The organism is Anoxybacillus sp. P3H1B, assembly GCF_001560855.1.
Lineage (GTDB): Bacteria > Bacillota > Bacilli > Bacillales > Anoxybacillaceae > Anoxybacteroides > Anoxybacteroides rupiense.
Genome location: NZ_LPUG01000016.1, coordinates 1 through 22,848 on the forward strand (window position 1 = coordinate 1; position 22,848 = coordinate 22,848).

17 protein-coding genes and 7 pseudogenes are annotated in these 22,848 nt (G+C 39.2%); 22 read left to right on the plus strand and 2 right to left on the minus strand.

All coding sequences use genetic code 11. The features are described 5' to 3' along the window. The 8 genes and pseudogenes from AT864_RS18320 to AT864_RS09990 all read left to right on the plus strand — a co-directional run. Nucleotides 1-518: pseudogene (locus AT864_RS18320) on the plus strand (RHS repeat-associated core domain-containing protein); the annotation flags it as partial. Nucleotides 519-522: 4 nt separating this feature from the next. Continuing rightward, on the plus strand, nucleotides 523-1,248 hold the full coding sequence (locus AT864_RS09960; RefSeq protein ID WP_066148741.1) for an Imm26 family immunity protein: 726 nt from the start codon (nucleotides 523-525) through the stop codon (nucleotides 1,246-1,248). Nucleotides 1,249-1,311: 63 nt separating this feature from the next. Further along, nucleotides 1,312-2,052 (plus strand): annotated as a pseudogene (locus AT864_RS09965) (RHS repeat-associated core domain-containing protein); the annotation flags it as partial. Nucleotides 2,053-2,266: 214 nt separating this feature from the next. After that, a complete protein-coding gene (locus tag AT864_RS09970; protein ID WP_066148744.1) occupies nucleotides 2,267-2,929 on the plus strand; it encodes an Imm26 family immunity protein in 663 nt (220 codons plus the stop codon). Nucleotides 2,930-3,033: 104 nt separating this feature from the next. After that, nucleotides 3,034-3,993: pseudogene (locus AT864_RS09975) on the plus strand (RHS repeat domain-containing protein); the annotation flags it as partial. Nucleotides 3,994-4,049: 56 nt separating this feature from the next. After that, nucleotides 4,050-4,412 carry a YxiJ-like family protein gene (locus AT864_RS09980; RefSeq protein ID WP_044743943.1) on the plus strand — a complete coding sequence of 121 codons (363 nt, stop codon included), beginning with the start codon at nucleotides 4,050-4,052 and terminating at the stop codon, nucleotides 4,410-4,412. A 100-nt stretch (nucleotides 4,413-4,512) separates the two neighbouring features. After that, nucleotides 4,513-5,127: pseudogene (locus tag AT864_RS18155) on the plus strand (polymorphic toxin type 8 domain-containing protein); the annotation flags it as partial. A gap of 4 nt (nucleotides 5,128-5,131) precedes the next feature. After that, nucleotides 5,132-5,509: a DUF2750 domain-containing protein gene (locus tag AT864_RS09990; protein ID WP_221212137.1), complete on the plus strand. Its 378-nt coding sequence runs from the start codon at nucleotides 5,132-5,134 to the stop codon at nucleotides 5,507-5,509. A 232-nt stretch (nucleotides 5,510-5,741) separates the two neighbouring features. Here AT864_RS09990 and AT864_RS09995 read toward each other — a convergent pair. Then, a pseudogene (locus AT864_RS09995) lies at nucleotides 5,742-6,620 on the minus strand (IS982 family transposase). Nucleotides 6,621-7,183: 563 nt separating this feature from the next. On the opposite strand from AT864_RS09995, the pseudogene AT864_RS18690 reads away from it, so the two are divergent. The 5 genes and pseudogenes from AT864_RS18690 to AT864_RS10015 form a co-directional block, all read left to right on the plus strand. Beyond that, nucleotides 7,184-7,303 (plus strand): annotated as a pseudogene (locus AT864_RS18690) (ATP-binding protein); the annotation flags it as partial. Nucleotides 7,304-7,450: 147 nt separating this feature from the next. Further along, nucleotides 7,451-7,957: an inorganic diphosphatase gene (locus tag AT864_RS10005; RefSeq protein ID WP_369815521.1), complete on the plus strand. Its 507-nt coding sequence runs from the start codon at nucleotides 7,451-7,453 to the stop codon at nucleotides 7,955-7,957. A 102-nt stretch (nucleotides 7,958-8,059) separates the two neighbouring features. After that, nucleotides 8,060-8,296 (plus strand): annotated as a pseudogene (locus AT864_RS17575) (IS701 family transposase); the annotation flags it as partial. A 644-nt stretch (nucleotides 8,297-8,940) separates the two neighbouring features. Continuing rightward, on the plus strand, nucleotides 8,941-9,534 hold the full coding sequence (locus AT864_RS10010) for a TetR/AcrR family transcriptional regulator (protein ID WP_066148753.1): 594 nt from the start codon (nucleotides 8,941-8,943) through the stop codon (nucleotides 9,532-9,534). 87 nt (nucleotides 9,535-9,621) lie between these two features. Then, the gene (locus tag AT864_RS10015; protein WP_066148755.1) at nucleotides 9,622-10,998 is read left to right on the plus strand and encodes an MFS transporter; all 1,377 of its coding nucleotides are present in this window, start codon (nucleotides 9,622-9,624) and stop codon (nucleotides 10,996-10,998) included. A 282-nt stretch (nucleotides 10,999-11,280) separates the two neighbouring features. Here AT864_RS10015 and AT864_RS10020 read toward each other — a convergent pair whose 3' ends face one another. After that, nucleotides 11,281-11,844, minus strand: a complete 564-nt coding sequence (locus AT864_RS10020; protein WP_066148915.1) for an FAD-dependent oxidoreductase — start codon at nucleotides 11,842-11,844, stop codon at nucleotides 11,281-11,283. Between the two features lie 660 nt (nucleotides 11,845-12,504). Here AT864_RS10020 and AT864_RS10025 point away from each other — a divergent pair. The 9 genes from AT864_RS10025 (at nucleotide 12,505) to AT864_RS10065 (ending at nucleotide 22,430) form a co-directional block, all read left to right on the plus strand. Then, a complete protein-coding gene (locus AT864_RS10025) occupies nucleotides 12,505-13,344 on the plus strand; it encodes a diaminopimelate epimerase (protein ID WP_066148756.1) in 840 nt (279 codons plus the stop codon). Nucleotides 13,345-13,371: 27 nt separating this feature from the next. Then, nucleotides 13,372-14,166, plus strand: coding sequence for a nicotianamine synthase family protein (locus AT864_RS10030; RefSeq protein WP_066148758.1), 795 nt, complete (start codon nucleotides 13,372-13,374; stop codon nucleotides 14,164-14,166). 30 nt (nucleotides 14,167-14,196) lie between these two features. Next, nucleotides 14,197-15,507: an opine metallophore biosynthesis dehydrogenase gene (locus tag AT864_RS10035; protein WP_066148760.1), complete on the plus strand. Its 1,311-nt coding sequence runs from the start codon at nucleotides 14,197-14,199 to the stop codon at nucleotides 15,505-15,507. Nucleotides 15,508-15,869: 362 nt separating this feature from the next. Then, the gene (gene nikA / locus AT864_RS10040; RefSeq protein ID WP_369815527.1) at nucleotides 15,870-17,441 is read left to right on the plus strand and encodes a nickel ABC transporter substrate-binding protein; all 1,572 of its coding nucleotides are present in this window, start codon (nucleotides 15,870-15,872) and stop codon (nucleotides 17,439-17,441) included. Nucleotides 17,442-17,681: 240 nt separating this feature from the next. After that, the gene (opp1B, locus tag AT864_RS10045; protein WP_066148762.1) at nucleotides 17,682-18,614 is read left to right on the plus strand and encodes a nickel/cobalt ABC transporter permease; all 933 of its coding nucleotides are present in this window, start codon (nucleotides 17,682-17,684) and stop codon (nucleotides 18,612-18,614) included. Next, the gene (opp1C, locus tag AT864_RS10050) at nucleotides 18,615-19,517 is read left to right on the plus strand and encodes a nickel/cobalt ABC transporter permease (RefSeq protein WP_066148764.1); all 903 of its coding nucleotides are present in this window, start codon (nucleotides 18,615-18,617) and stop codon (nucleotides 19,515-19,517) included. Then, nucleotides 19,498-20,304 (plus strand): ABC transporter ATP-binding protein, encoded by an 807-nt coding sequence (locus AT864_RS10055; protein WP_066148766.1) that lies wholly within the window; start codon nucleotides 19,498-19,500, stop codon nucleotides 20,302-20,304. The genes opp1C and AT864_RS10055 overlap by 20 nt, the downstream gene beginning before the upstream one ends. A gap of 2 nt (nucleotides 20,305-20,306) precedes the next feature. Further along, entirely contained in the window at nucleotides 20,307-21,053 is a 747-nt protein-coding gene (locus tag AT864_RS10060; protein ID WP_066148768.1) for an ABC transporter ATP-binding protein, read from the plus strand. A 177-nt stretch (nucleotides 21,054-21,230) separates the two neighbouring features. Beyond that, nucleotides 21,231-22,430, plus strand: coding sequence for an MFS transporter (locus AT864_RS10065; protein ID WP_066148770.1), 1,200 nt, complete (start codon nucleotides 21,231-21,233; stop codon nucleotides 22,428-22,430). Nucleotides 22,431-22,848 lie beyond the last annotated feature (418 nt).

Genomic DNA, 22,848 nt, shown 5'->3' on the forward strand with positions numbered 1-22,848 from the left:
CGGACGATATTCTAACCCAAAACGGCTACACATATGCGAACAACAACCCGGTGATGTTGGTCGATCCGGATGGGCATTTTGTGTGGATGGCGATTAATGCGGGATTTGCGGCGTATGATGGGTATAAGGCGTATAAATCGGGAAAAGGATGGAAAGGTGTCGCGGTCGCGGCGGCGTTTGGTTTTGTTGGTGGAGGAAGATTCAAAGCGGCAAAACAATCTGTTTATGTCTTAAAGAAAGGAAATATAGTAAAATATGTCGGAAGAACTAAAAATATTAAGAAGAGAAGATATGTCCATAGTAAAAACCATCCTGATTTAGATTTTGAAGAAGTTGCTAGCAATCTGTCCTGGGGACAAGCGCGTGGATTAGAACACCGTCTATATTTGAAACACGGTGGAAAAAGTAAGCTTAGAAACAAGATAAGACCTATTAGTAAAAGAAATAAAAAGTATAGAAAATATATGAGTGAATCTAGAAGGGTTTATAAAGAAGTAGTAAGAAGATATGGATGGTGATTGTATGTCATTCTGGGAAAGCATAAAAAACAAGCAAACAATTATTTTAAGTGATGATGCAATCGATTTGTTAGGTGACACACTATTAGAAATCAAAAAAATTTATGAAGGAAATTTCGAAAGAAAACCAACGGTGGCTGAATTAGAAGCATTGATTATGGAGGCTATGCAACTTGATTCAAATATCGTTGAACAATTGGAGGAAATGGAAATCTCCGATGTGAAATTTAAGTTAAAAAAGAGAAAAAAGATTCCTAATATTGAACCAGGCATTGTGTTTGCAATCCCACTTAGAGAAATTGAAAAATATGCCTATGGTTTAGTAGTAAAAGGAGAAGGTTTAAAGGATGACATTTATATACAATATTTTGATATCTTCACGAATGAAATATTAGATATAAAAAACTTTAGTAATCAATTTGAGGAACTTTCTGTTCTATATACTATTAACAGTGGAATATATGGGATTGTCAATAAAGAATGGATAAATATTGGAAAATTATCTAAAGGGAAATTCAATACGGAAGAATACAAGTTACCTGACTTTGTATTTTATAATGGTAAGCAGTATTTTGTGAGTAGTGGAGATGCAAATACACCAATCGTAGAATTACAACCTATTTCTAAAGAAGAAGGGGAGAAAATCAAAAATCCAATTGGTCTGATTGGAAGTAATAATATTACGGAAATGCTTGTTAAAGCTTACTATGAGAAACAAGGTCAAAAATAAGATATTTAGCTTTTTTAGGGTTATCCCTTTGACTCTAGGGATAGCCTTTTATTATGTAAATTACACAGTAAAGACGGCCGCCGCATTCAAAAGAATGTCAATGGCGTGGTGACGAACTACCACTACCAAGGCGACAGCCTCAACGTCTTATATGAAACCGACACAAACGGAAATGTGGTACAATCGTATGTATACGGAGAAACCGGCCAGCTGTTGGCGATGAAAAAAGGCGGGGCGACGTACTTCTACCACTACAACGTGCATGGCGATGTCATCGCGTTGACGGATGCGCAAGGAAATGTGGTCGCTCGTTACGAGTACGACACATGGGGCCAACTTCTTTCAAAATCCGGTGAGATGGCAGACGAAAACCCATATCGCTACGCGGGATATCAATATGATAAAGAGACGGGACTCTACTACTTGATCGCCCGATACTACCACCCGACCCATGGCGTGTTCTTGTCTATGGACCCTGATCCGGGAGATTCGGATGATATCTTGACGCAGAACGGCTACACATATGCGAACAACAATCCGGTGATGCTGGTCGATCCGGATGGGCATTTTGTGTGGATGGCGATTAATGCGGGATTTGCGGCGTATGATGGGTATAAGGCATATAAATCGGGAAAAGGATGGAAAGGTGTCGCGGTCGCGGCGGCGTTTGGTTTTGTTGGTGGAGGGCGAATTAAAGCTGCTAAGCAAGCGTCACATAGTGTTTATTTATTGACTAAGAATAGCAAGGTTGTGTATGTAGGAGAACTAAAAATGTTGTTAGTCGGAGAAGTGCCCATAAACTAGGGAAACATCGAGATGCAACGTTTAGTGTTGTAAAATCGAATCTGACTTATGCAGAAGCTAGAGGATTAGAACATAGATTATATCTGAAATATGGTGGGAAAAAGAAATTGAGAAATGTTATTAGGCCAATAAGCCGTAAGAATAAAAAGTATAAATATTACATGAGTGTATCTAGAAATGCGTACAGATCATTAAAGTAGTTGGGGGGATTAAAATGAAGGAAAAAAAACTGAAGTTACATGAGTTACTTACTTCTAATCTTAACGAAATTAACGATGTTACATTAAAAGAAATTGAGAATAGAATAATGGAGGCTATCAATTTTGACAATAGAAAAATACGTGATCTAACAATAACAGAAGTAAAAATAAAGTTTAAAAAAAACAGGAGCAAATATTTTAAAGAAATCAATCAAGGAGATATTTTTGAAATTTATTTGCGGGACATTAGTAAATATGTGTACGGTATTGTTGTATCGGGGGAAATAAACAAAAATAAGGATGAAGAGATTTTAATTGGTTATTTGAACAAATTCTCTCCCACAGCGCTTCTAATAGATGAAATTTTTCAGTTAGTCAAGCAAAGGAAATTTTTATTCATTGCAAATACAGGAATTAGCGGTATTAGGGAACGTAGGTGGAGATTTGTTACTAATTACTCCGATAAAGTATTTAGTGATGAAGAACTAAGAAAGATACCATATAAAGTCTATTTTTTGGATAAGTATCGTAAGAGCGTCGGGGATAGTGTAAAAGAAATCGCGGAATGTGAAGTGATTTCGAAAGAGGAAGCCGATCAGATTCCTAATCCTCTTGGAATCGCTGGTGAGAAAGCGATTGAAAATTTATTAATTCAAAAATTCCAAGATACTATTTGAACGAGGAAGCAATCTTTTTGCTAAACTCGATGATCCAATTGCAAGGACAGCTTCCAAATATTTCTTAGTGAGAGGTTATCCGAGAATTTCGAGGATAACCTCTTTTTGTTATATCAAAATACGACGAAGACGGTCGCCGCATTCAAAAGACCGTGAATGGCGTGGTGACGAACTACCACTACCAAGGCGACAGCCTCAACGTCTTATATGAAACCGACGCGAGCGGAACTGTGGTACAATCGTATGTATACGGAGAAAACGGCCAACTGTTGGCGATGAAAAAGGGCAATGTCACCTACTTCTACCACTACAACGCGCATGGCGATGTCATCGCGTTAACCGATGCGCAAGGAAATGTGGTGGCTCGTTACGAGTACGACACATGGGGCCAGCTTCTTTCAAAATCCGGTGAGATGGCAGCCGAAAACCCATATCGCTACGCGGGATACCAATACGATGAAGAGACGGGATTGTACTACCTCATGGCCCGTTACTACCACCCAACTCATGGCGTGTTCTTGTCCATGGACCCTGATCCGGGAGATTCGGATGATATCTTGACGCAGAACGGCTATACGTACGCGAATAACAACCCGGTGATGTTGGTGGATCCGGATGGGCATTTTGTGTGGATGGCGATTAATGCGGGATTTGCGGCGTATGATGGGTATAAGGCCTTTAAAAAAGGCGGTTGGAAAGCGGCGGCGATTGCCGTTGGCGTGGGGCTGGTTGGTGGTGCTGCATTTAAGGCATTTCGAGCAGCACAAGCAGCAAAGGGTCTCGCACGGTTTTGGTATAAAGGTACCTTTAAAAATAGTATAGAATCGCTAGCATATCATCATAACAAACATGTCGTTAGAAAGGGACGCTCCTATAGTCCGGAAAGATACACAAAACTAGCGAGAGCATTCTATCGTTCAAATAAACATTTGCGAGAAGAAGTGACACTATCTACAGGCAAAAAAGAATATAGAATTAAGAAAGGAAAGGTTGGAGGTTATTATACCAAAAGGGGGAAAATAGTGACATTTTGGCATAACGGTTGGAAACTCAAGAAAAAGTAGAAATATGAATATTATCATTTTTAACATAGTTAAAGAGGGAAAGAGGTGAACAATTTATGAAGGTTAATCACGATGTAATATTAGAACTTGAAAAAATGAGTATATTATTAAACAATGATTTTCCCTCAGAAGATATAGAAAGAATTGAAAATACCATTTTTAAAGATAATGATAAATACTGTTTGACAGGGGACTTTGACAGCTTTTGTTCATTAATAAGTGGCAGTTTAAGTTATGTCCTTGCTCATAAAAAGATACCTAGGTATCAAAGAAAATTGTTGTATAAAGATTTTTTTGCTTTGTATCCTTATTACGAACCTTTAAGGAAATATTTAAACAAATTCCCCCATTTTTCCGAAGAATTACAAGTTCACGAAAGGGTTCGGGAATTACTTTTAGAAGTCGTTAAATCATACTAAGGTTTAATATTTCTATACTTTAATTTTTTCATTAATATTTGTTGAAATTTAAAGAATTTGAAAGAGGGTGTCCCAAAAGTGATCATTTTTGGGACACCCTGTTTATTACCTAATCGCCCGTTACTACCACCCAACCCATGGCGTGTTCTTGTCCATGGACCCTGATCCAGGAGATTCGGATGATATTCTAACCCAAAACGGCTACACATATGCGAACAACAACCCGGTGATGCTGGACGATCCGGATGGGCATTTTGTGTGGATGGCGATTAATGCGGGATTGGCGGCGTATGATGGGTATAAGGCCTTTAAAAAAGGCGGTTGGAAAGCGGCGGCGATTGCCGTTGGCGTGGGACTGGTTGGCGGTGCGGCGTTTAAAGGAGCCAAAATTGCGTATAGGGTGTATAAAGTTAGACGGGCTGGAAGGTTGGATTTACAGTTTTTTGCTAGTGGTAGAAGAGGTAAACAAGCACGTTTAAGAGAATTAGCAAATGATGATAAATTATCATCAGTTTTACGTGGTGAAATTCGACGTGATATTAATGAAATTAAAAGGGGGAAAAGAAGAACTATAAGAGTGCCAAAGGGATATGAGTTAGCTCATAGACGTGGATATGAGGCAAGAAAAGGATACGGGTACGAACACAGTGATTTACAAACAATAAGAAATCATAGAACTCAGCACAAGTATGATCGCTATGGAAGAAGGAGGTAAAAACATGATAAATGAAAAAGAATTTTACTCTGTTCTTAACTTACCAGCTAACAAAAGGTATGAATACTTTATAAAAAAAGTAGTCGATTGGGGAGAGGTATGGGGACTCTATGAAGACGGTTGGGCAATGACTGAGGATGATAATGGCAATCTACTAATTCCTTTTTGGCCTAAAAGAGAATTTGCTCAATATTGTGCCGCCAAAGAATGGGAAGGATATACTCCTGAACCAGTTGAACTCGATGAGTTTATGAATGAATGGCTTCCTAGGATAAAAGAAGAGGGATATAGACCATCGATTTTTTGGAATGGTTATGATTCCGCAGTAATGGAAGTTGAAGTTTTGTTAGGAGATTTAGAAGGTGAATTAGAAAATTATTAGACTTTTGATAGCAATGTTATCTATAGTAAAATTTTGGGGTAAAAGAGCGGCAGTTCAGTAACTGCCGCTCTTTTTGTAAATTCATTTTTAGCACCTCCCTCTATAAACTTTAATTTTCTTTCTTCAGATTTCTTACGTTTTTTTTAAATTTCGTAAACACATGATAGCTTTGCCACCTCGTATAAATAAATATTACTTGAATTTATACAATACCCGTGGTGCTAGTTGAACTTTAACGCTCAACTAGCCCAAGAATGACGAGTGAATAAGCGAGTAAAATGCCATCCAAAGCTGATTCAAATCCATAAACAGAGTTGGCGCGAATCTCTGTGATCCGGTACTGATCAATGAGAACGGAAAACACGGTTTCCATGACTTTGCGCTTTCGTTTCATCCATCGTTTCCATGCTTTCGATTGATGGATTTTCTGTTTTTTCTGAACGGGAGTCCAAAAAGTGATCTTGTATTCATCATACAGCTTCTTTTGCAAGTCTTGGCTCACCTATCCTTTGTCACCAAGTGTATACGGATGAGGAAGTTGGGCCATCACGGTTTCCGCAGCTGTCCGGTCGTGACAGGATGCTTCGGTGACGACATATCCCATCGGAAGCGCTTGGTCGGTGGTCTGAAGATGGAGCTTAACCCCATAGTAAGCCATCTTTTTGAATGCACAATACCCAATATCGGCGATTCCTTGAAACCGTTTGACGCGATCCATTCGTGCGGGGTGGCAGAGTTCAATGGGTAAGCTATCCACTACTGCATAAGCGTGATGTTGCCCACGTTTGGCTAGTTGATATCGGATCCATTGGACGGTAAAGCCAAGATTTCGACAACGCCGGTTCTATCGAGAGTGTTCAGGAAATCAATCTTTCGAAAATAAGTTTCCGATCACAAATCGGTGTCAAGCTCGTTCGGATGTAAAACCTAATAACTTTCCAAGAACATGGACGGCGATGATGACCTCCTCTTCTTATTTCAACAAATGGCGATTTCGGTGTTGTAAATACATCTGAATCAAAGACAATTGTCCAGATACAAAGAATAAAATCGCTGCATATTGTTTTTGAATTTTCGCTTCATCTGTTGTAAAATGAAAGTGCTCTTGCATGGGACTTCTCCTTTTGAATGTTTGGTCGCACTTTCATTTTAAAGGAGATCCTTCATGCAAGGGCTATTTTTATGCTCATCTCATTTTATCTAGCACCATGGGTTTAAATAAGTATTCGCACAATATTTTAATAGGAATGTACGTAATATCCGCCATCCATCCTTCATTGGGAGCCGTTGCTTGAAAGGTTTGTTTCAATAAATTGTCCTATACGTTGTAATGGGTCTCAATTCTTCTTCACTCATGATGCGAGCGATCGGCTTTTGAGACACACGAATCCCTTATTTGCGTAGTTCTTGCGTCATTTTCGGACTTCCGTAAATCTTACAGTGTTTTTTGCAAAAAGTGAATTTGTTTTGGTTGAATAAATATTCGATTGAAGTTGGCCATACCGGGGCTTGATATGGAGCCTTTGCAACCATGATTTTTTCCAAATAATACAGAATCAGTAAGTTTCGCAAATCAATACAGATTACCCATGGTTGCCACTCCATGTAAAGCCCCTATGAATGAATTTTGAATAAAATCTTGTACATCTCTGCACTTTTATTTTGTTCTAAACATGGGGGAAGGTACTCGGTGAGGATGTACGAGCCACAGCCGTCTTAGATCTCCTATTACATCACGCCATTACCTTTAATATCAAAGGCGATTCTTATCGTCTACGAGATAAAGAAAAAAGCAGGGGTTTATCCTGCCCAGTTGCCTAATTAAACGTTCATAATGGGGAATTTCATTTCGTTGAAATTGGGGAATTTTAAATCGTTATTGACAATTGTGATACAATTTTATGCAGTTAAAAAATTCGTTAGCTAAAATGCTTTAAAGAGGTGGCTGAAATGGAAAATGTAGTTGAAGTAACTATTGAGGTCCCACGTGGAGAACAAAATAAGTATGAATTTGATGAATCCACAGGGAAAATTAAATTAGACCGTGTACTATTTTCCCCTATGTTTTATCCTTGCGATTATGGCCATATTGAGAACACACTAGCTCTTGACGGCGATCCATTAGATGTATTAGTACTAACTACAAACCCTACCTTCCCTGGATGCGTGATTGATACGCGTATTGTAGGAGCACTTATTATGAGCGATGACAAAGGACAGGATGAAAAACTAATAGGTGTTCCGCTTTCTGATCCACGATGGGAAAATGTGCATAGTCTTAAAGATGTTAATCCTCATACCCTTAGGGAGATTAAACATTTTTTTGAACGATACAAGGAACTCGAAAATAAAGAAACAACTATTATTGGATGGGAAGGGAGAGATGTTGCTCTTAAATTGATTAAGAGTTGCCAAGACAGATTTAAAAAATATCCTGTAGCTGAGTAAAATAAAAAATGACATAAATTTATAACAAAAAAGGAGACATGAACCTGATTCCTTGGTTAGAATAGATGTGCCCACAACTATCCAAAAGGAGGTTCATGTCTCATGAATAGATTAGCACATCATCGAGGAATCCATAGGTTTTTCGAAATGTTTGGATTGACGCTTTATTTCTCGAAACCGGTCATGAAGCCTCTTGTTTATGTGGTGTGGATGCCATGATCATGAACGGCTTTTCGGGAGCGTTGACTGGGAGTTTTCATCCGAACCATCGAACGATAACTGAGCCATTTTTCATGAAAAGCCTATGATGATGAAGAGACGTTGCTTCGCAAGCTCCAATAGTGCATGCTTCGTCGTATCGAACGTATCGCGAAACGGGAGAATCAGCCTCTTTTTGTTTTGCAGGAAAAGATACACATTCCGTTAAATGAATTATGTAGTAACACCAATAGCTATAATTATTTTGACATTAACAATGAAGAAAATAAAATTGATTTCTGGAAAAAGTTATATCGAGCCAGGGTTATTTATAAAATATCTAATTTGAAAAATATCCGATAAAAAAGGTTATGAAAATATATAATTGATATAATTTGGAAGTTGATATTAACAAAACATTTAATAAATCATTAGACACATTAGAACGAGAATGGAAAGATTATTTAAAAACTAATGTTAAACCAATTTCATATAAAGATAAAGAAAAAACAAAATTGCATTTTCAAAAGAGAAAACTTTCTCGATATGGGTAGTCCTCACATCTCATACCGGATTTCTACAACCGAAAGACATTGATCTATTGAAAGATGGTGCTCTATTTTATCACTTTTAACTATACCCTTCGAAACAATACGAAACTGGAAAGATAAGAAAACATCGCGCTGTCTCTCCGCTCTAATCTCTTGACGAAAACAAAGTCAAGGAGTAAAATGAAATCACTTAAATGACAGTCAGTACTGACAGTCAAAAAAGGGTGAAAATGGATGGAGAATCGCGATGTGATGAATAATAAGGATAAATTAATGCAGGCAGCGATCGATTTGATCGCTGAACGAGGGTATCACGGGGTGACCACACAGGAGATTGCGGCCGCTGCAGGTTTAAGCGAAAAGACCTTATTTCGTCATTTTGGAAGCAAACAAAACTTATTAGAATCCGCTTTTGACCGTTACCACTATGCAGCGGAAATGAATGACTTATTTCAAGGCGGCCTGAATGGGGATTTATACGAAGATTTGCTTCGCATCAGCCGCACTTACCATGAAATTATGTTTCGAAACCGCAAAATGATTAAGATATCCATTGCGGAAGGCCATCATTTGCCTGGCTTTCGGGAGAGAACACATCAGCATCCACAGCAGTTAAAGAAACTATTGATCGATTACTTTACGGAGATGGAAAAGCGAGGCAAGGTGATTCACACCGACCACGAACAAACGGCTGTTTCTTTTATGCTTATGCATTTCGGCGCGTTTATGAATTATATAGATGCGACGGATACGACAGTGATGAACGTCTCGCTAGAGCAAATGATTCAACATAGCGTACAGTTGTGGACTAGGGCTTTGTCTCCCTAGTTTTTTTACCTTGACGATTGACAGTCAGCACTGACAGTCATGAGTGGATCATGAAATATGACAAAATAAAGAGGAGGTCTAATCAAGATGGATGCCCCGTTTTCTCGGCAAGAAGGCATGAAATTGATGCGTGTGGTGATGTTTACCTTAACTCTGTCGTCTATGAGTATTCTGATGTTTAATTTTGTTCTGCCAGAGATCAGCGAGTCGTTTCATTTAACGACAGCCCAAGTCAGCTGGGTCACGTCCGCTTACTCCCTCATTTATGGAATCGGAACCGTGATATATGGAAAGCTGGCGGACCGCTATAAATTGAAAAACATTCTGACCGTTGGATTGCTCGTACTGGCAGGGGGTTCCTTTCTTGGTCTTGTAGCTCAATCATTTTCGATGGTTCTTGCTGCTAGGTGTTTACAGGCGTCAGGGGCCGCCGCAATCCCAGCGTCAGCCATGCTGATTCCTTTACGTTATTTTCCTCCCGAACAAAGGGGACACGCGATGGGAATGGCCTTTGTTGGCTTAGCCCTAGGGAGCGCACTTGGTCCGATTATTTCTGCTTTAATGATCAGCATGGTCCATTGGCGATGGTTATTTTGTATTCCTGTGTTTCTCTTATTGACTTTGCCGTTTTATCGCCAATACCTTGGCGATGAAGAAGGTTCATCGGCCCATATAGACTGGATCGGGGGATTTTTGCTTGCTGCATCCGTCACTTTATGGTTATTAAGCGTCACCAATGAATCATGGTGGCTGTTGTTAGGAGGAATGATTGGATTGGGGGTGTTCAGTTTGCGTATTCTGACGGCTCGCCAACCTTTTATTCAACCTCAGCTTTTTAAGAATAAACAATATACAAGGCGATTAGCGATTGCTTTTATCGTGAACGGAATCGGTTTTTCCCTTTATTTTCTGAGCCCTTTATTTTTAGCCGAAATTCATCATCTGCCTCCTGCTTGGATCAGTATGGCTATGGTCCCGGCCGCGCTAACAGCCGCTTTGCTCGGACAAAAAGGAGGAAAGTTAGCCGATAGAAAAGGTAACACTTATTTGTACTCTATTGCCTCAAGCTTATTAATTCTCTGTTTTGCCTTACTTTCTACATTTATAGGCGTCTCTCCTTTATGGATCGCTTTCTTTTTGGTGATCGGTCAAGTGGGGCAAACGTTTATCACGATTGCCATATGGAATGCCGTTTCGCTGACCTTGCTGAAGGAATATTCAGGAGTCGGCATGGGACTGTTGTCTATGTTAAATTTTATTGCCGGCGGAATGGCATCGGGGATTTATGGGAAAATGATCGATCTTGGGGCTGATGTTGCTTGGAACCCTGCCAATGTCTATATAAACGGAGCTGTTTACAGCAATCTCTTCTTAGTTCTTGCGGTGATCCATGTCCTGACCCTCATGTTTTATTTAGCAATCGCTAAAGAATCATTTCCGCTAAACAGTGATGGAAGAGAGTAAGTGATATTGCGTCTCTTTTAAGCCATCATCAAAAGAGCGGTGTTTCTTTTCAGAAAAGGGTGTGATACCATTCGATACCACCCCAAGACAACAAGTACTTCGATTTGATCTCGTACGATGTGCGTATATTCATTTTTTATGATCTTCCGGTTAAGAGAGACATTTTTATATCGAAAGCTGATTTCTATTTAGAGAGAGGTTTGCTCGTACGAGAAGGGGATCTTTCTAGGCATCATAAAGCAACCAAAGGGGCAGCTTCGTTTTGAAGGCTGCCCTTTGGATTTATGATTGGAGAACATCATGATCAACGTAGCGCGCGCCATTTAACTCGCTAATGAGATTAATGGCAACTTTGGCTCCATCGCCAGCGGTGATGATGGTATGCACGCTGACGCCAGCCACTGTGCCGGCAGCCCAAATCCCTTCTACATTGGTTCGTCCTAACTCATCTACTTCAACGATCGTTTTAATTCTCGGTTCAGTTCCTTGTTTTGTTTTGACTCCAATTTTTTCTGCGAGGTCTGTTGCTATACCGGTTGCTAGAATAATATGCTCAGCCTCGAATGTTTGCTCGGCTGCTTCAATTTGAAATCCTTTTTCTAGCTTTTGAATGCTGGTCACTTGACCGCTTATGAGTTCTGCGCCAAATTTAGCCGCTTGCTTCTTTCCTGTCTCTACTAAATCGGTTCCCGTGATCTCCATGACACCGTAATGATTTTCAACCCAAGCCCGCTTTGTCATACTTTTTCCATTGTCAATTAATAGCGTTTTCTTTCCGGCTTTTGCGGTGAACAGAGCGGCGCTTGCCCCGGCTGGTCCAGCACCGATAATCGCTACATCATACATCATTTGAGACCTCCTTATGGAAATTTCTCCATGACCCATTATAACATGGCGGCACATATAACCATAATGATATGTTTTGAAAATTTCTATCATTCTTTCTTTTTATAGACGTTATATGGGCTTAATCAGACATATAGCATGATAAGAATGGACATAAGCCAAACAATCTTTATGGCTATGATTCTTTAGCCAAGGGTTCGCTTCAACCGTTTGGGCAACATCAATAAAGGTTAGCGTGGCCCCCTTCATATGAGTCTCCATTGCGTGAGGATTTCGCAAAAAAAAAAAACAATATTCCATCTACTTATCTTTTTATAAATATGGTGCTTAAGGAGGATTTTTTGACGGCCAAGTAGCCAAACTACGCTCATTCACAGAGCCACCAACGAACCTGAAAGCAGCGTTGTTTAGGAATTTCGACGCGCAGAAAACACCATCCACCGAGAAGTCTCCCAACTCTAGACAAAGAGAAAGGGGAGGTTCATTCACCAAGAGAATATCCTCTCTTTATGCACAATTCGTGTTCACTAATATAAAAAATATAACAATATTGACAATGTTTAACCATATGATATAATTTGTTCTAAAATGAAAATCATAATCATTACGCTTTACAAAAAAATGATTATGAAGCAAATATAAGTGTAAAGGGGAGCTGCGATGAAACAGGAAATCGATTTTATTAAATTTAATCCAACACAAAATATGACCGTTCTCGTAAAAGCTAATCAACCAGTTGAGGAGTATGGACGAATCGCTTCAAAAATTATGTCATATGACAATGTATATGCTGAGCAGGTAGGTTTTATAGAAAAGCCGAGAAATCATCAAGCTGCTGCCCATCTACAGATGGCCGGAGGTGAATTTTGCGGCAATGCTTGCATGGCGTTGGCCGCTTATATTGCATCTGAAAAAGGGCTAAAGCAGAATGATTGGATGGAACTTTTATTGGAAGCCTCGGGCACGGACAGATTAATAATGTGCCAAGTAAAAAGGGATTCAGATGAATATTATTGTCAAGTTACTATGCCGATTCCTAAACAGATCGAACAGAAAACGATTCAGTATGACGGAGACGATTTGCATATTGTGATTGTGAGATATCAGGAGTTCATCCATATTGTGATAGAAGTGAATGAATTTAGTAGTGCCGTGAGGGAAAAAGCCCAATCATTAGCAAGATTGCTTGGGATCACTATCGGAGCTAATTTGATCGGCATTTTATTGTATAAGTCGAAATCTGATGAATTGGCTCCCCTCATTTACGTTCCTCATCTAGACAGTATGGTTTGGGAAAGAGGTTGCGGCTCAGGTACGGCGTCCTTAGGAGCCTATTTAGCATGGAAAAATAAGAATAAAAGAAATGTTGCTGCAACGATTAGGCAGCCCGGAGGCACTATGAAGGTAGTGGCCCATTGCCATGAGGGAATATTAACAAATCTTAAGATTGAAGGATGTGTCGGGATAGTCGCACAAGGCAAGGCTTTTATTAATGTTTAGTTACCGCATTGTATGGGGGGGAAATGAATGATTGTCTTAAAAACTTTTCAAGAATCTTTAAGCTACTTTTTAGAGAAGTTTGATGAGTTGGCCAAAAAGTATGATCATACAATCAATCATTGTTCAGAATTAGAGCTTTTAATAGATGACTACTCCAAATTTATAACAAATGAGAAAAATCAAGAGGCTTGGGAGCAACTAGAACTTCACGAATCCAGCGAATGGAGTCAGCTTGTGGCGAATTTGAGGAAAAAATCAGCCCTTTGCGTGGCGATTATGGAAAAATATCGTGCCTTAAAATTGCGAGATGGACATGTTGAAATAGCCGATTATTTTAAAAATATCGAATCATGTATTGAAGAAGAGTTTGGCAGTTTCCGAATCACTTCTGAATCAAAAGTATTATTAGTAGGCTCGGGTTCATTCCCGATGACCCCCTTATTAATTGCTAAACGAACTGGGGCGGAGGTTGTTGGCATAGATATCGATGATGAGGCTATTCAACTTGGCCGAAATGTCGTGGAAAGACTAGGGAGCGGATTAAACATAAGATTAGAAAAATTATCAGTGGAAGATCTTGATTTTACGAAAGACGTCACCCATGTCATCTTCAGTTCAACTGTCGAAAGTAAATACGACATATTGGACCAATTATATGAATTAACCAATGACCATGTAGTGGTGGCTATGAGGTATGGTAATCAATTAAAGTCTTTATTTAATTATCCATTACGAGAAGTAGATGAGGAAAAATGGAAGTTAGTTGAGCATATCATACGCCCAGAGCACGTGTTTGATATAGCGCTGTACAAAAAAGTATAGCTTATTCGCTTGATAGAAAGGGAGGTTTTTATGAGCGGCTTTAAACGAGTCTTGTTGTTAGGAACCGGACCAACATCCATTCAGCTGGCTGCCACTTTAAAAAAACAGTTGAATTGCTATGTGGGGATTTCCGGGAGAGAATCTGTTCGTTCGGAAAAAGTCTTTGCGGCTCTTAAGCAAAGTAGCCATCTTATTCGTGTGAGCGTTCAAAATGAAAAGCATCAAGCTATGGCAGGGGAATGCTTTATTGATCAAGTGTTTAAAGGATATGGAACAATTAAAGGGGACTGGGATACCATTATTTTTTCCGTAACAACAGATGCTTATATGGACGTATTAAAGCAAATGAATGATGAGCTATTAAAACAAGTTAAATGTATTGTTTTAATTTCTCCAACTTTCGGTTCAAATAGCTTAATCAGAAACTATATGAAACGTATAAATTCAGATGTAGAAATTATTAGTTTCTCCACCTATTACGGCGATACGCGATGGATACATAACCAGCCGCCTAATCATGTTTTAACAACAGGTGTGAAGAAAAAAATTTATATAGGATCGACACATGATCCGTCTGAGAATATCGACAGACTGTGTCAGCTATATGAAAAGTTAGGCATTGCCTTAGAAAGGATGCAGTCCCCGATTGAGGCGGAAACAAGAAATATTTCTTTATATGTCCATCCGCCGTTATTTATGAACGATTTTTCATTACAAGCGATATTTGGGGAGTTAGATACGAAGAAATATGTATACAAAATTTATCCTGAGGGGCCTATTACGCAATATTTAATTCGTGAAATGCTGGCTCATTGGAAAGAAATTATGAATATGATCGGGAAAATGAATATACAAGGTATCAATTTGCTTAAATTTATGATCGATGATAATTATCCGGTAAGACCGGAAAGCTTATCACGCGAGGATATTGAAAATTTCAATCATTTGGAGCCTATTCATCAAGAGTATTTATTGTATATCCGTTATACTTCCCTATTGATCGATCCTTTTTCAGAACCAGATAAAGAAGGAAAATATTTTGATTTTTCTGCTGTTCCATTTAGGAAGGTATTTGTCAACAAGGAAGGGTATTGGGAGATCCCAAGAATGCCTAAGGAAGACTATTATCGCATAAAAATCATACAAGGGATCGCCAAATATTTAAACGTGGATTGTCCAACAATCGATACATTTATTGAAAGATATGAAAGGAAAATCGAAACATTTACTCAATCTCATAGAGAAGAATTATTGTCTCATGCATTTACCGTTCAACATTTTGCGGAAGATTTGCAAATGATATGCAGTGAAATCGGAAAAAGCATAACAGCGAAGAGTTGAAAGATACCGAATGCCTTAGATGATATAAAGTAGTATGTTATATAAATCGTAATCAATTCGATTTAATCCGATGATAATGATTGGAAAATAGATCATATTTTACATGCGAAAGTCAGTTGTGTTCAATTTTGTAGCTGTCGCTTGACATGTTCGGTTTTGCATCGATATGGAGCTGGAACGATGATCGGGTGTTGAACAGCGCCGTTTGACAGAACCATAAACGGATCAGCGGCGTTGTTCAGACCTGCGCTACGACAATGTTCCAGCCGGATAAATGGTATATAAATAAGACTTAAGGAGAGAAGAAATACATGATAGTAAAAAAGTTGAAGATAGTGGCTCTTATGTTTTTAGTCTTATCTATGCTAGTTGCTTGCTCTGCCCATTCGACGAACTCTGATAGCAAGAACAAGAAAAGAGGTGCTTCTAATAATAGAGAACTAGTGATTGCAACAACGAAAGACATTAATGATATGAATCCGCATTTGTATGCAGGCTCAATGCCAGCTCAAGGGATGGTATATGAATCATTAGTGGAAAATACCAAAGACGGAATCAAGCCTTTGCTCGCTGAATCATGGGAAATTTCGAAGGATGGAAAAGTATACACATTTCATTTAAGAAAGGGCGTGAAATTCCATGATGGCGAACCATTTAACGCAGAGGCAGTGAAGAAAAATATTGATGCTGTGCAAAACAATGCAGAAAAACATGCTTGGATCAAACTATCAACCAAAATAGTCAGTTGCAATGTAATAGACGAATATACCGTTGAGTTAGTGCTATCGGAACCCTATTATCCAACGTTGCTTGAACTATCTTTGACTAGACCTTATGTATTTATGTCCCCTAAAGATTTTACTAACGGGGGCACAAAAGATGGCGTAAAAGGCTATCATGGTACAGGACCATATGTTCTCACTGAACATAAAGTTGATCAATATGCAACGTTTGAAGCCAATCCAAACTATTGGGGCGGCTCACCTAAAATGAAGAAAATTACTTTTAAAGTTCTTCCTGCAGGTGAAACAACATTTTTAGCCTTACAAAAAGGAGAAGTCAACTTTGTTTTCACAGATGATCGAGGTGTAGACAGCATTGACATTGAAGCAATGAATCAATTAGTGGATTCAGGCAATTATCAACTTGTTAAAAGTGAACCGATGAATACGAAGATGATCGTAGCCAATAGCAGCAAAGTGGATAGCCCAGTCAGTGAAACCGCTGTTCGTGAAGCTATTTGGTACGCAATCGATAGAAAAACCATTAGCAAAGATATTTTAAATGGCACTGAAACAGTAGCTAATACCCTTTTTTCATCTAATGTTCCGTATGCAGATGTTGACTTGAAGAAGCGGGGCTATGATTTAGAAAAAGCAAAAGAAATTTTAGAAAAAGCAGGCTGGACATTAGAGGAGGGAGCTGAAGTGAGGACGAAAGATGGCAAAAAATTGGCCGTGAAATTGTATTATGATAGCAACTCTCCTTCCCAAAAAGCTGAAGCTGAATTTATTCAAAGTTCTTTAAAAGAGATAGGAGTCGAGCTGGAGATCATTGGTGAAGAATCCACTTCAATCGCTAATAGAAGAACAACAGGTGACTATGATTTATTATTCAACCAAACATGGGGATTAGCATATGATCCTCAAAGCACAATTGCCGGCTTTACTTCGGAGTCTGCTTATTTGCATACGACGAGCGGCATCGCAGAAGCAGATGAACTCTACAAAAAAATTAAAGAAGTGACAGGGTCCACTGATGAGGAAACGAGAAAATCGTTGTATGCGGATATCTTAACCATTGTTCATGACGAGGCCGTCTTTATTCCAATTACAAACGGCCGAATCACTATAGTTGCGCCAAAAAATGTAAAAGGCATCTCATTTAAACAAACACAATTCGAGTTGCCATTTGAACAAATGGATGTTGAATAGCCATTGCGATAAAAAGGTGAATACTGATTGATTACTCTTATGAACTAGCAAAACAGGGGAAAATGATGGTTTCTTAAAGAGCAAATTTCACATGGCGTGAAGCTTGGGCGTTTTCCACTGTGGAAGGCAAGGCGGCGGACTTGCCTTCCGACTATAAAGTTTTTAGCGCTGTCTTTCTAGATCATGGTAATGATTGCGAGTGTGCTTTCGAACGATTTTGTCACATAGAAGGAGGTTTCTATGGGAAGTTACATGATGAAGAGGATACTGGTATCCATTCCCTTGCTTTTGATCATTTCGTTTTTGACGTTTGTTTTCATGAACCTTTCTCCTCAAGATCCGGCCGAAGTGGTGTTGCATGCGCAAGGCGTCCCTAAAATAACCGATGAATTAATGACTCAAACGAAAGCAGAACTGGGACTCGATAAACCATTTATCGTAAGATATTTCGATTGGCTTGTGGCATGCTTGCAGTTGGATTTTGGGAATTCATACGTGACAGGACAACCAGTTTGGTCATTAATAGGTCCAGCTTTTCTTAACACATTAAAGCTAACGGTCGTTTCGTCTGTTGTGATTATTATTTTATCCATCTTATTAGGTGTCGTTTGCGCGTTGAGAGAAGGAACCATCATTGATCAATCGGTAAGAGGATTTTCCTTTTTCCTAGCAACCATGCCGCCATATTGGCTTGCGTCGCTGATGATTTGGTACTTTGCTGTTAAGTTGGACTTGTTACCGACAAACGGAATGGATTCATATAAAAGTTATATTCTTCCGGTTGCTGTCATTGCGATTAATTACGCTGGCATTTATTTTCGGGTGGTGAGAAGTTCGGTGTTAAACCACTTAAACGAAGACTATGTCCTATATGCAAGGGCATGCGGTGTACCTGAGAGGAAAATTACCATGCATATCTTAAGAAATTCGTTACAAGTTGCTGTTTCAATATTTTGTATGGCTATTCCTATTATATTGGGGAGTACGGTAGTGATCGAGAATGTTTTTGCATGGCCAGGATTAGGAAGTTTAAGTGTTAGATCCATTCTAAGCCGAGACTTTCCGATTATCCAAGCTTATGTTCTTATACTGGCGGCCGCTTTTGTGTTATTTAACACGCTTTCTGACATTATCAATGCGGCGATGAACCCTAAATTAAGGAAGGGATTATAAATGAAAATATTAAGAAACTTAAGTAAAGATCGATTGGCCGCTGCATCTTTTATCCTCATTGTCGTAACGATTGTTGCTGGTATATTGGCTCCTTACATTGCGCCGCATGATCCTAATGAAGTAAATATGAGACTTCGGTTTGCGGCACCCTCTTGGGAATACCTATTAGGCAACGATCACTTGGGGAGATGCATTTTATCCAGATTAATTTATGGCATTCGTCCCAGCGTTTTATGGGTTTTAGGAGCATTATTCATATCTGTTTTAATTGGAGCTATTGCCGGTTTTATAGCGGGTTACTTTAGAGGAAAAGTCGATTTCTTTATGATGAGAATTTGTGATATTATGCTTTCTTTCCCAGGGTACGTTATGACATTGGCGGTTGTCGGTATTTTGGGGATCGGGCTTAAGAATATATTGATTGCGTTTATTTTGATGAAATGGGCATGGTTTGCTCGAGTAATCAGAACGGCTGTTATGCAGTATGCGGAATTAGACTATGTCAAATTTTCTAAAGCAACTGGTATGAGTGACATACAAATTATCTGGAAGCATATTGTCCCTGTTACACTTTCTGATATTGCCGTTGTTTCAAGCGGTTCGATGGGGTCCATGATTTTGCAAATATCGGGATTTTCATTCCTAGGTCTGGGAATTCAAGCCCCAAATGCTGAATGGGGAATGATGCTCAATGAGGCAAGGCAAGTGATGTTTTCAAGACCAGAGCTAATGCTAGCGCCCGGATTAGCGATCATTATTGTCGTATCAGCATTTAATTTCTTATCTGATGCGCTTCAAGTTGCTTTAGACCCGAAATTAATACGTTCTACTAATAAATTTCAGAAACAAGAGGTGGAAACAGAAACAAGGGGTGGAAAAATTTATGAATATACTAGAAGTTGAAAATTTGCAAGTGACGGATATGAACACGGGCCAAATCATTGTTTATAACAGTTCATTCCATTTAAAGCAGGGAAACTGTCTTGCCATTGTTGGGGAAAGCGGAAGCGGAAAGTCCGTGACTTGCAGGTCGATTATGAGACTAAATAAACCTTGGATTCACCAATCAGGGGATATTTTCTTTAAGGGGGAAAATGTAAACCATCTTTCTGAAAAAGAAATGAGAAAGAAAAGAGGAAAAAACCTTTGCATGATTCTGCAAAATGGGATGAGTGCATTCGATCCCTCTTGTGTGATCGGCGTTCATTTAAGAGAAACACTTGCTGAACATTTCGGATGGAGCAATCAAGAAATAGAAACAAAAATGAAAAAGGCCATGGAAAGTGTCATGCTAAAAAACCCGATAGAGACGATGAATAAGTATCCACACCAATTATCAGGCGGAATGCTGCAGCGAATCATGATTGCATTGGCCCTAGTATTAGAGCCCGACATTATGATCGCTGATGAACCGACAACAGCGCTGGATACCATCTCACAATTTGAGGTCATTGAACAATTCATTCAATTACGTGAAAGAATGGGATGCTCGATGATCTTTGTTTCCCATGATTTAGGTGTTGTGAAAAAAATTGCGGATGACGTTTTAGTCATGAAGGATGGGAAAATTGTTGAAAGAGGAGATATCCCAACAGTTTTTTCCAAAGCAGAACATGAATATACAAGATATTTAGTATCGACAAGACTTGAGGTTAGTAACCATTTTAGAAAAATAATGGGGAGAGTTTAAAGTTGCTGAAAGTTGATTGTGTGGAGAAAAGCTATAAAAAAGGTGGATTATTCTCGAGGGAAAAACAGAAAATCTTGAAAAATGTCAGTTTTGAATGTAGAAGAGGTGAATGTCTCGGCATTATCGGAGAAAGTGGAAGCGGAAAATCAACATTGGGCCGTTTAATTCTTGGAATTGAAAAGCCGGATCGCGGAACTGTTTTATTTGAGGGGAAAAACATACAGGATAGAAAAGTGAGAGTAGGGAACATTAGTGCTGTATTTCAAGAATATATCTCCTCAATCAATCCGTTTTTTACTGTGGAAGAAGCCATTATGGAGCCTTTAAAAGGGCAAAAAAAGGGGCAAAAAGAGATTCAAAGCAAGATTGATCATCTATTAAATCAGGTTGGATTAGATCCATCTTATAGAAAAAAATATCCCCATGAATTATCTGGAGGAGAAGCCCAAAGAGTGTGTATAGCAAGAGCTATTTCAACAGAACCGAAATGCATTTTATTAGATGAGGCAATCAGCTCTTTAGATGTATCTGTTCAAACCCAGGTGCTGGATTTATTAAAAAAGTTAAAGAAAAGTTACAATATGAGTTATATTTTCATAACCCATGATATACAGGCCGCCGCTTATATTTGTGACAGGGTCATTTTTTTTAGAAACGGTCAAATCGAAGAGATCGTTAAAACTGAACACTTAAAGGATGTTCAGTCAGAATATGCTAGAAAGTTATTACAAATGATTATCACTTTTTAATAACGGTTGGCATGGCAACCATAGCCATGAAGTTCGGCATGTTTTTCAATGGTTAGTGGGGGCTTACCACCATTCATGGGCTTAAAAGGAGAGTGCCGTGGTAACAAAAAGCCAGAGTTGTGGACGTGCCTTTCGACCGGACCGTGAATATTTGTAGTTATATAGGAGGAGAAAATATTGCGAGGAGCTATGTCTTGGCCTTTTCTGCGTTTATATATGTTGGTTTTTCTTTATTTTAGTGCCAATTCTATTTTGAATGTGATTATTCCGTTACAAGGGGAAACGTTGGGAGCAAGCAATACAACCATTGGCATGATCATGGGAGCCTATCTGTTTACTACCATGTTCTTTCGGCCATGGGCCGGTTATATGATCCAAAAGCATGGACCGATAAACGTGTTACGCATCATTCTTATTATCAATGGACTTGCTTTAATCCTCTATACGTTTACTGAGTTAGGAGGCTTTCTGGTTGCCCGGATGTTGCAAGGGGTGTCGACCGCTTTTTTTTCAATGGCATTACAGATAGGGATTATTGATGCGTTGCCAGAAAAGGATCGCTCTCAGGGCATTTCATTATATTCTTTATTTTCATATATACCAGGCATTATTGGTCCCATGCTGGCATTAGGGATTTGGCAAGGAGGGATGGATTACTTTACAGTGGTGATGATCGCCATTGCCATCTTTACAGGGCTGTTTGGATATAGTGCAAAGATGGATAAAAAAGAAACTCAGCCTGCTGCCAACCATGCTGGACAAGGGGCAAGGATGCTTCAATCGTTTAGCCAGTTAGTAAAAAATCCATTCTTATTTAAATGTAGCGTACTGATGCTAGTGGCATCTATTGTATTCGGAGCTATCACCACTTTTATCCCACTATATGCTGCGCAATTAAAAAGCGGTAATGCGGGAATTTATCTTATGCTTCAGGCGGGTACTGTTGTTTTTGCTCGTTTTGCTTTAAGAAAAAAGATTCCTTCAGATGGCAAATGGCATTCTTCTTTTATCATGGGAACGATGTTGATTTTAGCCGTAGCCGCACAGTGTGTAAGCTTTTCTATAATCGGCGGAGCGATATTTTTCTATGTTGGTGCCATTTTGATGGGGATCGCTCAAGCCCTTCTCTATCCAACGTTAACAACATACTTAACCTTTGTCCTGCCGGAGATGAACCGCAATGTATTATTGGGATTATTTATTGCTATGGCCGATTTAGGGGTTTCATTAGGTGGGGTCATTATGGGACCGGTAGCTGACCTCTCTTCATACTCATTTATGTATATGATTTGTGCGGGCTTAGGAGCAGCAATGATTCTGTTTGCCTATGATCGCAGAAAAATATTTGTTGAAGGAATATCAAAGAAACATTCATAAGAGAAGCTCCTATAAGCCTTAACATTCTAAGAGATATTTACTTTTATGGGCTGTGAAATAGGTGGGATGAGCTCGCTCCCCCCATTGTGAGGCCTTTTCGTATGAAAAGATGATTACAGATTGACTCTATCCATCTAGTATTCATTTTTTACCAAGTTTCTATCAAAATGATTTCATATACCTATGAAGAAGTCTCTCACCTCTTAACAAAATGGAGGGAGGCTCATAAATACATATTTACTATATAAATCCCCCTCTAAGAGAAAACGAATGGATTTTGGGAAAGACGGGGGACAGGGACATGTGCGCAGCAGGGGAAGGCAGAGCCGCTTGCAGTCCCATGTCCGGGCTGTGAAGCGGCTCATAATGTTGACATCTGATCGTTTCTTTCCATGTCAAACATCTATCGCTCTTTTGC

Bases quoted from the DNA above. Each gene is read 5' to 3' on its own strand.
- AT864_RS09960 (WP_066148741.1), top strand. From the start codon at position 523: ATGTCATTCTGGGAAAGCATAAAAAACAAGCAAACAATTATTTTAAGT.
- AT864_RS09970 (WP_066148744.1), top strand. From the start codon at position 2,267: ATGAAGGAAAAAAAACTGAAGTTACATGAGTTACTTACTTCTAATCTT.
- AT864_RS09980 (WP_044743943.1), top strand. From the start codon at position 4,050: ATGAAGGTTAATCACGATGTAATATTAGAACTTGAAAAAATGAGTATA.
- AT864_RS09990 (WP_221212137.1), top strand. From the start codon at position 5,132: ATGATAAATGAAAAAGAATTTTACTCTGTTCTTAACTTACCAGCTAAC.
- AT864_RS10010 (WP_066148753.1), top strand. From the start codon at position 8,941: ATGGAGAATCGCGATGTGATGAATAATAAGGATAAATTAATGCAGGCA.
- AT864_RS10015 (WP_066148755.1), top strand. From the start codon at position 9,622: ATGGATGCCCCGTTTTCTCGGCAAGAAGGCATGAAATTGATGCGTGTG.
- AT864_RS10020 (WP_066148915.1), bottom strand. From the start codon at position 11,844: ATGTATGATGTAGCGATTATCGGTGCTGGACCAGCCGGGGCAAGCGCC.
- AT864_RS10025 (WP_066148756.1), top strand. From the start codon at position 12,505: ATGAAACAGGAAATCGATTTTATTAAATTTAATCCAACACAAAATATG.
- AT864_RS10030 (WP_066148758.1), top strand. From the start codon at position 13,372: ATGATTGTCTTAAAAACTTTTCAAGAATCTTTAAGCTACTTTTTAGAG.
- AT864_RS10035 (WP_066148760.1), top strand. From the start codon at position 14,197: ATGAGCGGCTTTAAACGAGTCTTGTTGTTAGGAACCGGACCAACATCC.
- nikA (WP_369815527.1), top strand. From the start codon at position 15,870: ATGCTAGTTGCTTGCTCTGCCCATTCGACGAACTCTGATAGCAAGAAC.
- opp1B (WP_066148762.1), top strand. From the start codon at position 17,682: ATGGGAAGTTACATGATGAAGAGGATACTGGTATCCATTCCCTTGCTT.
- opp1C (WP_066148764.1), top strand. From the start codon at position 18,615: ATGAAAATATTAAGAAACTTAAGTAAAGATCGATTGGCCGCTGCATCT.
- AT864_RS10055 (WP_066148766.1), top strand. From the start codon at position 19,498: ATGAATATACTAGAAGTTGAAAATTTGCAAGTGACGGATATGAACACG.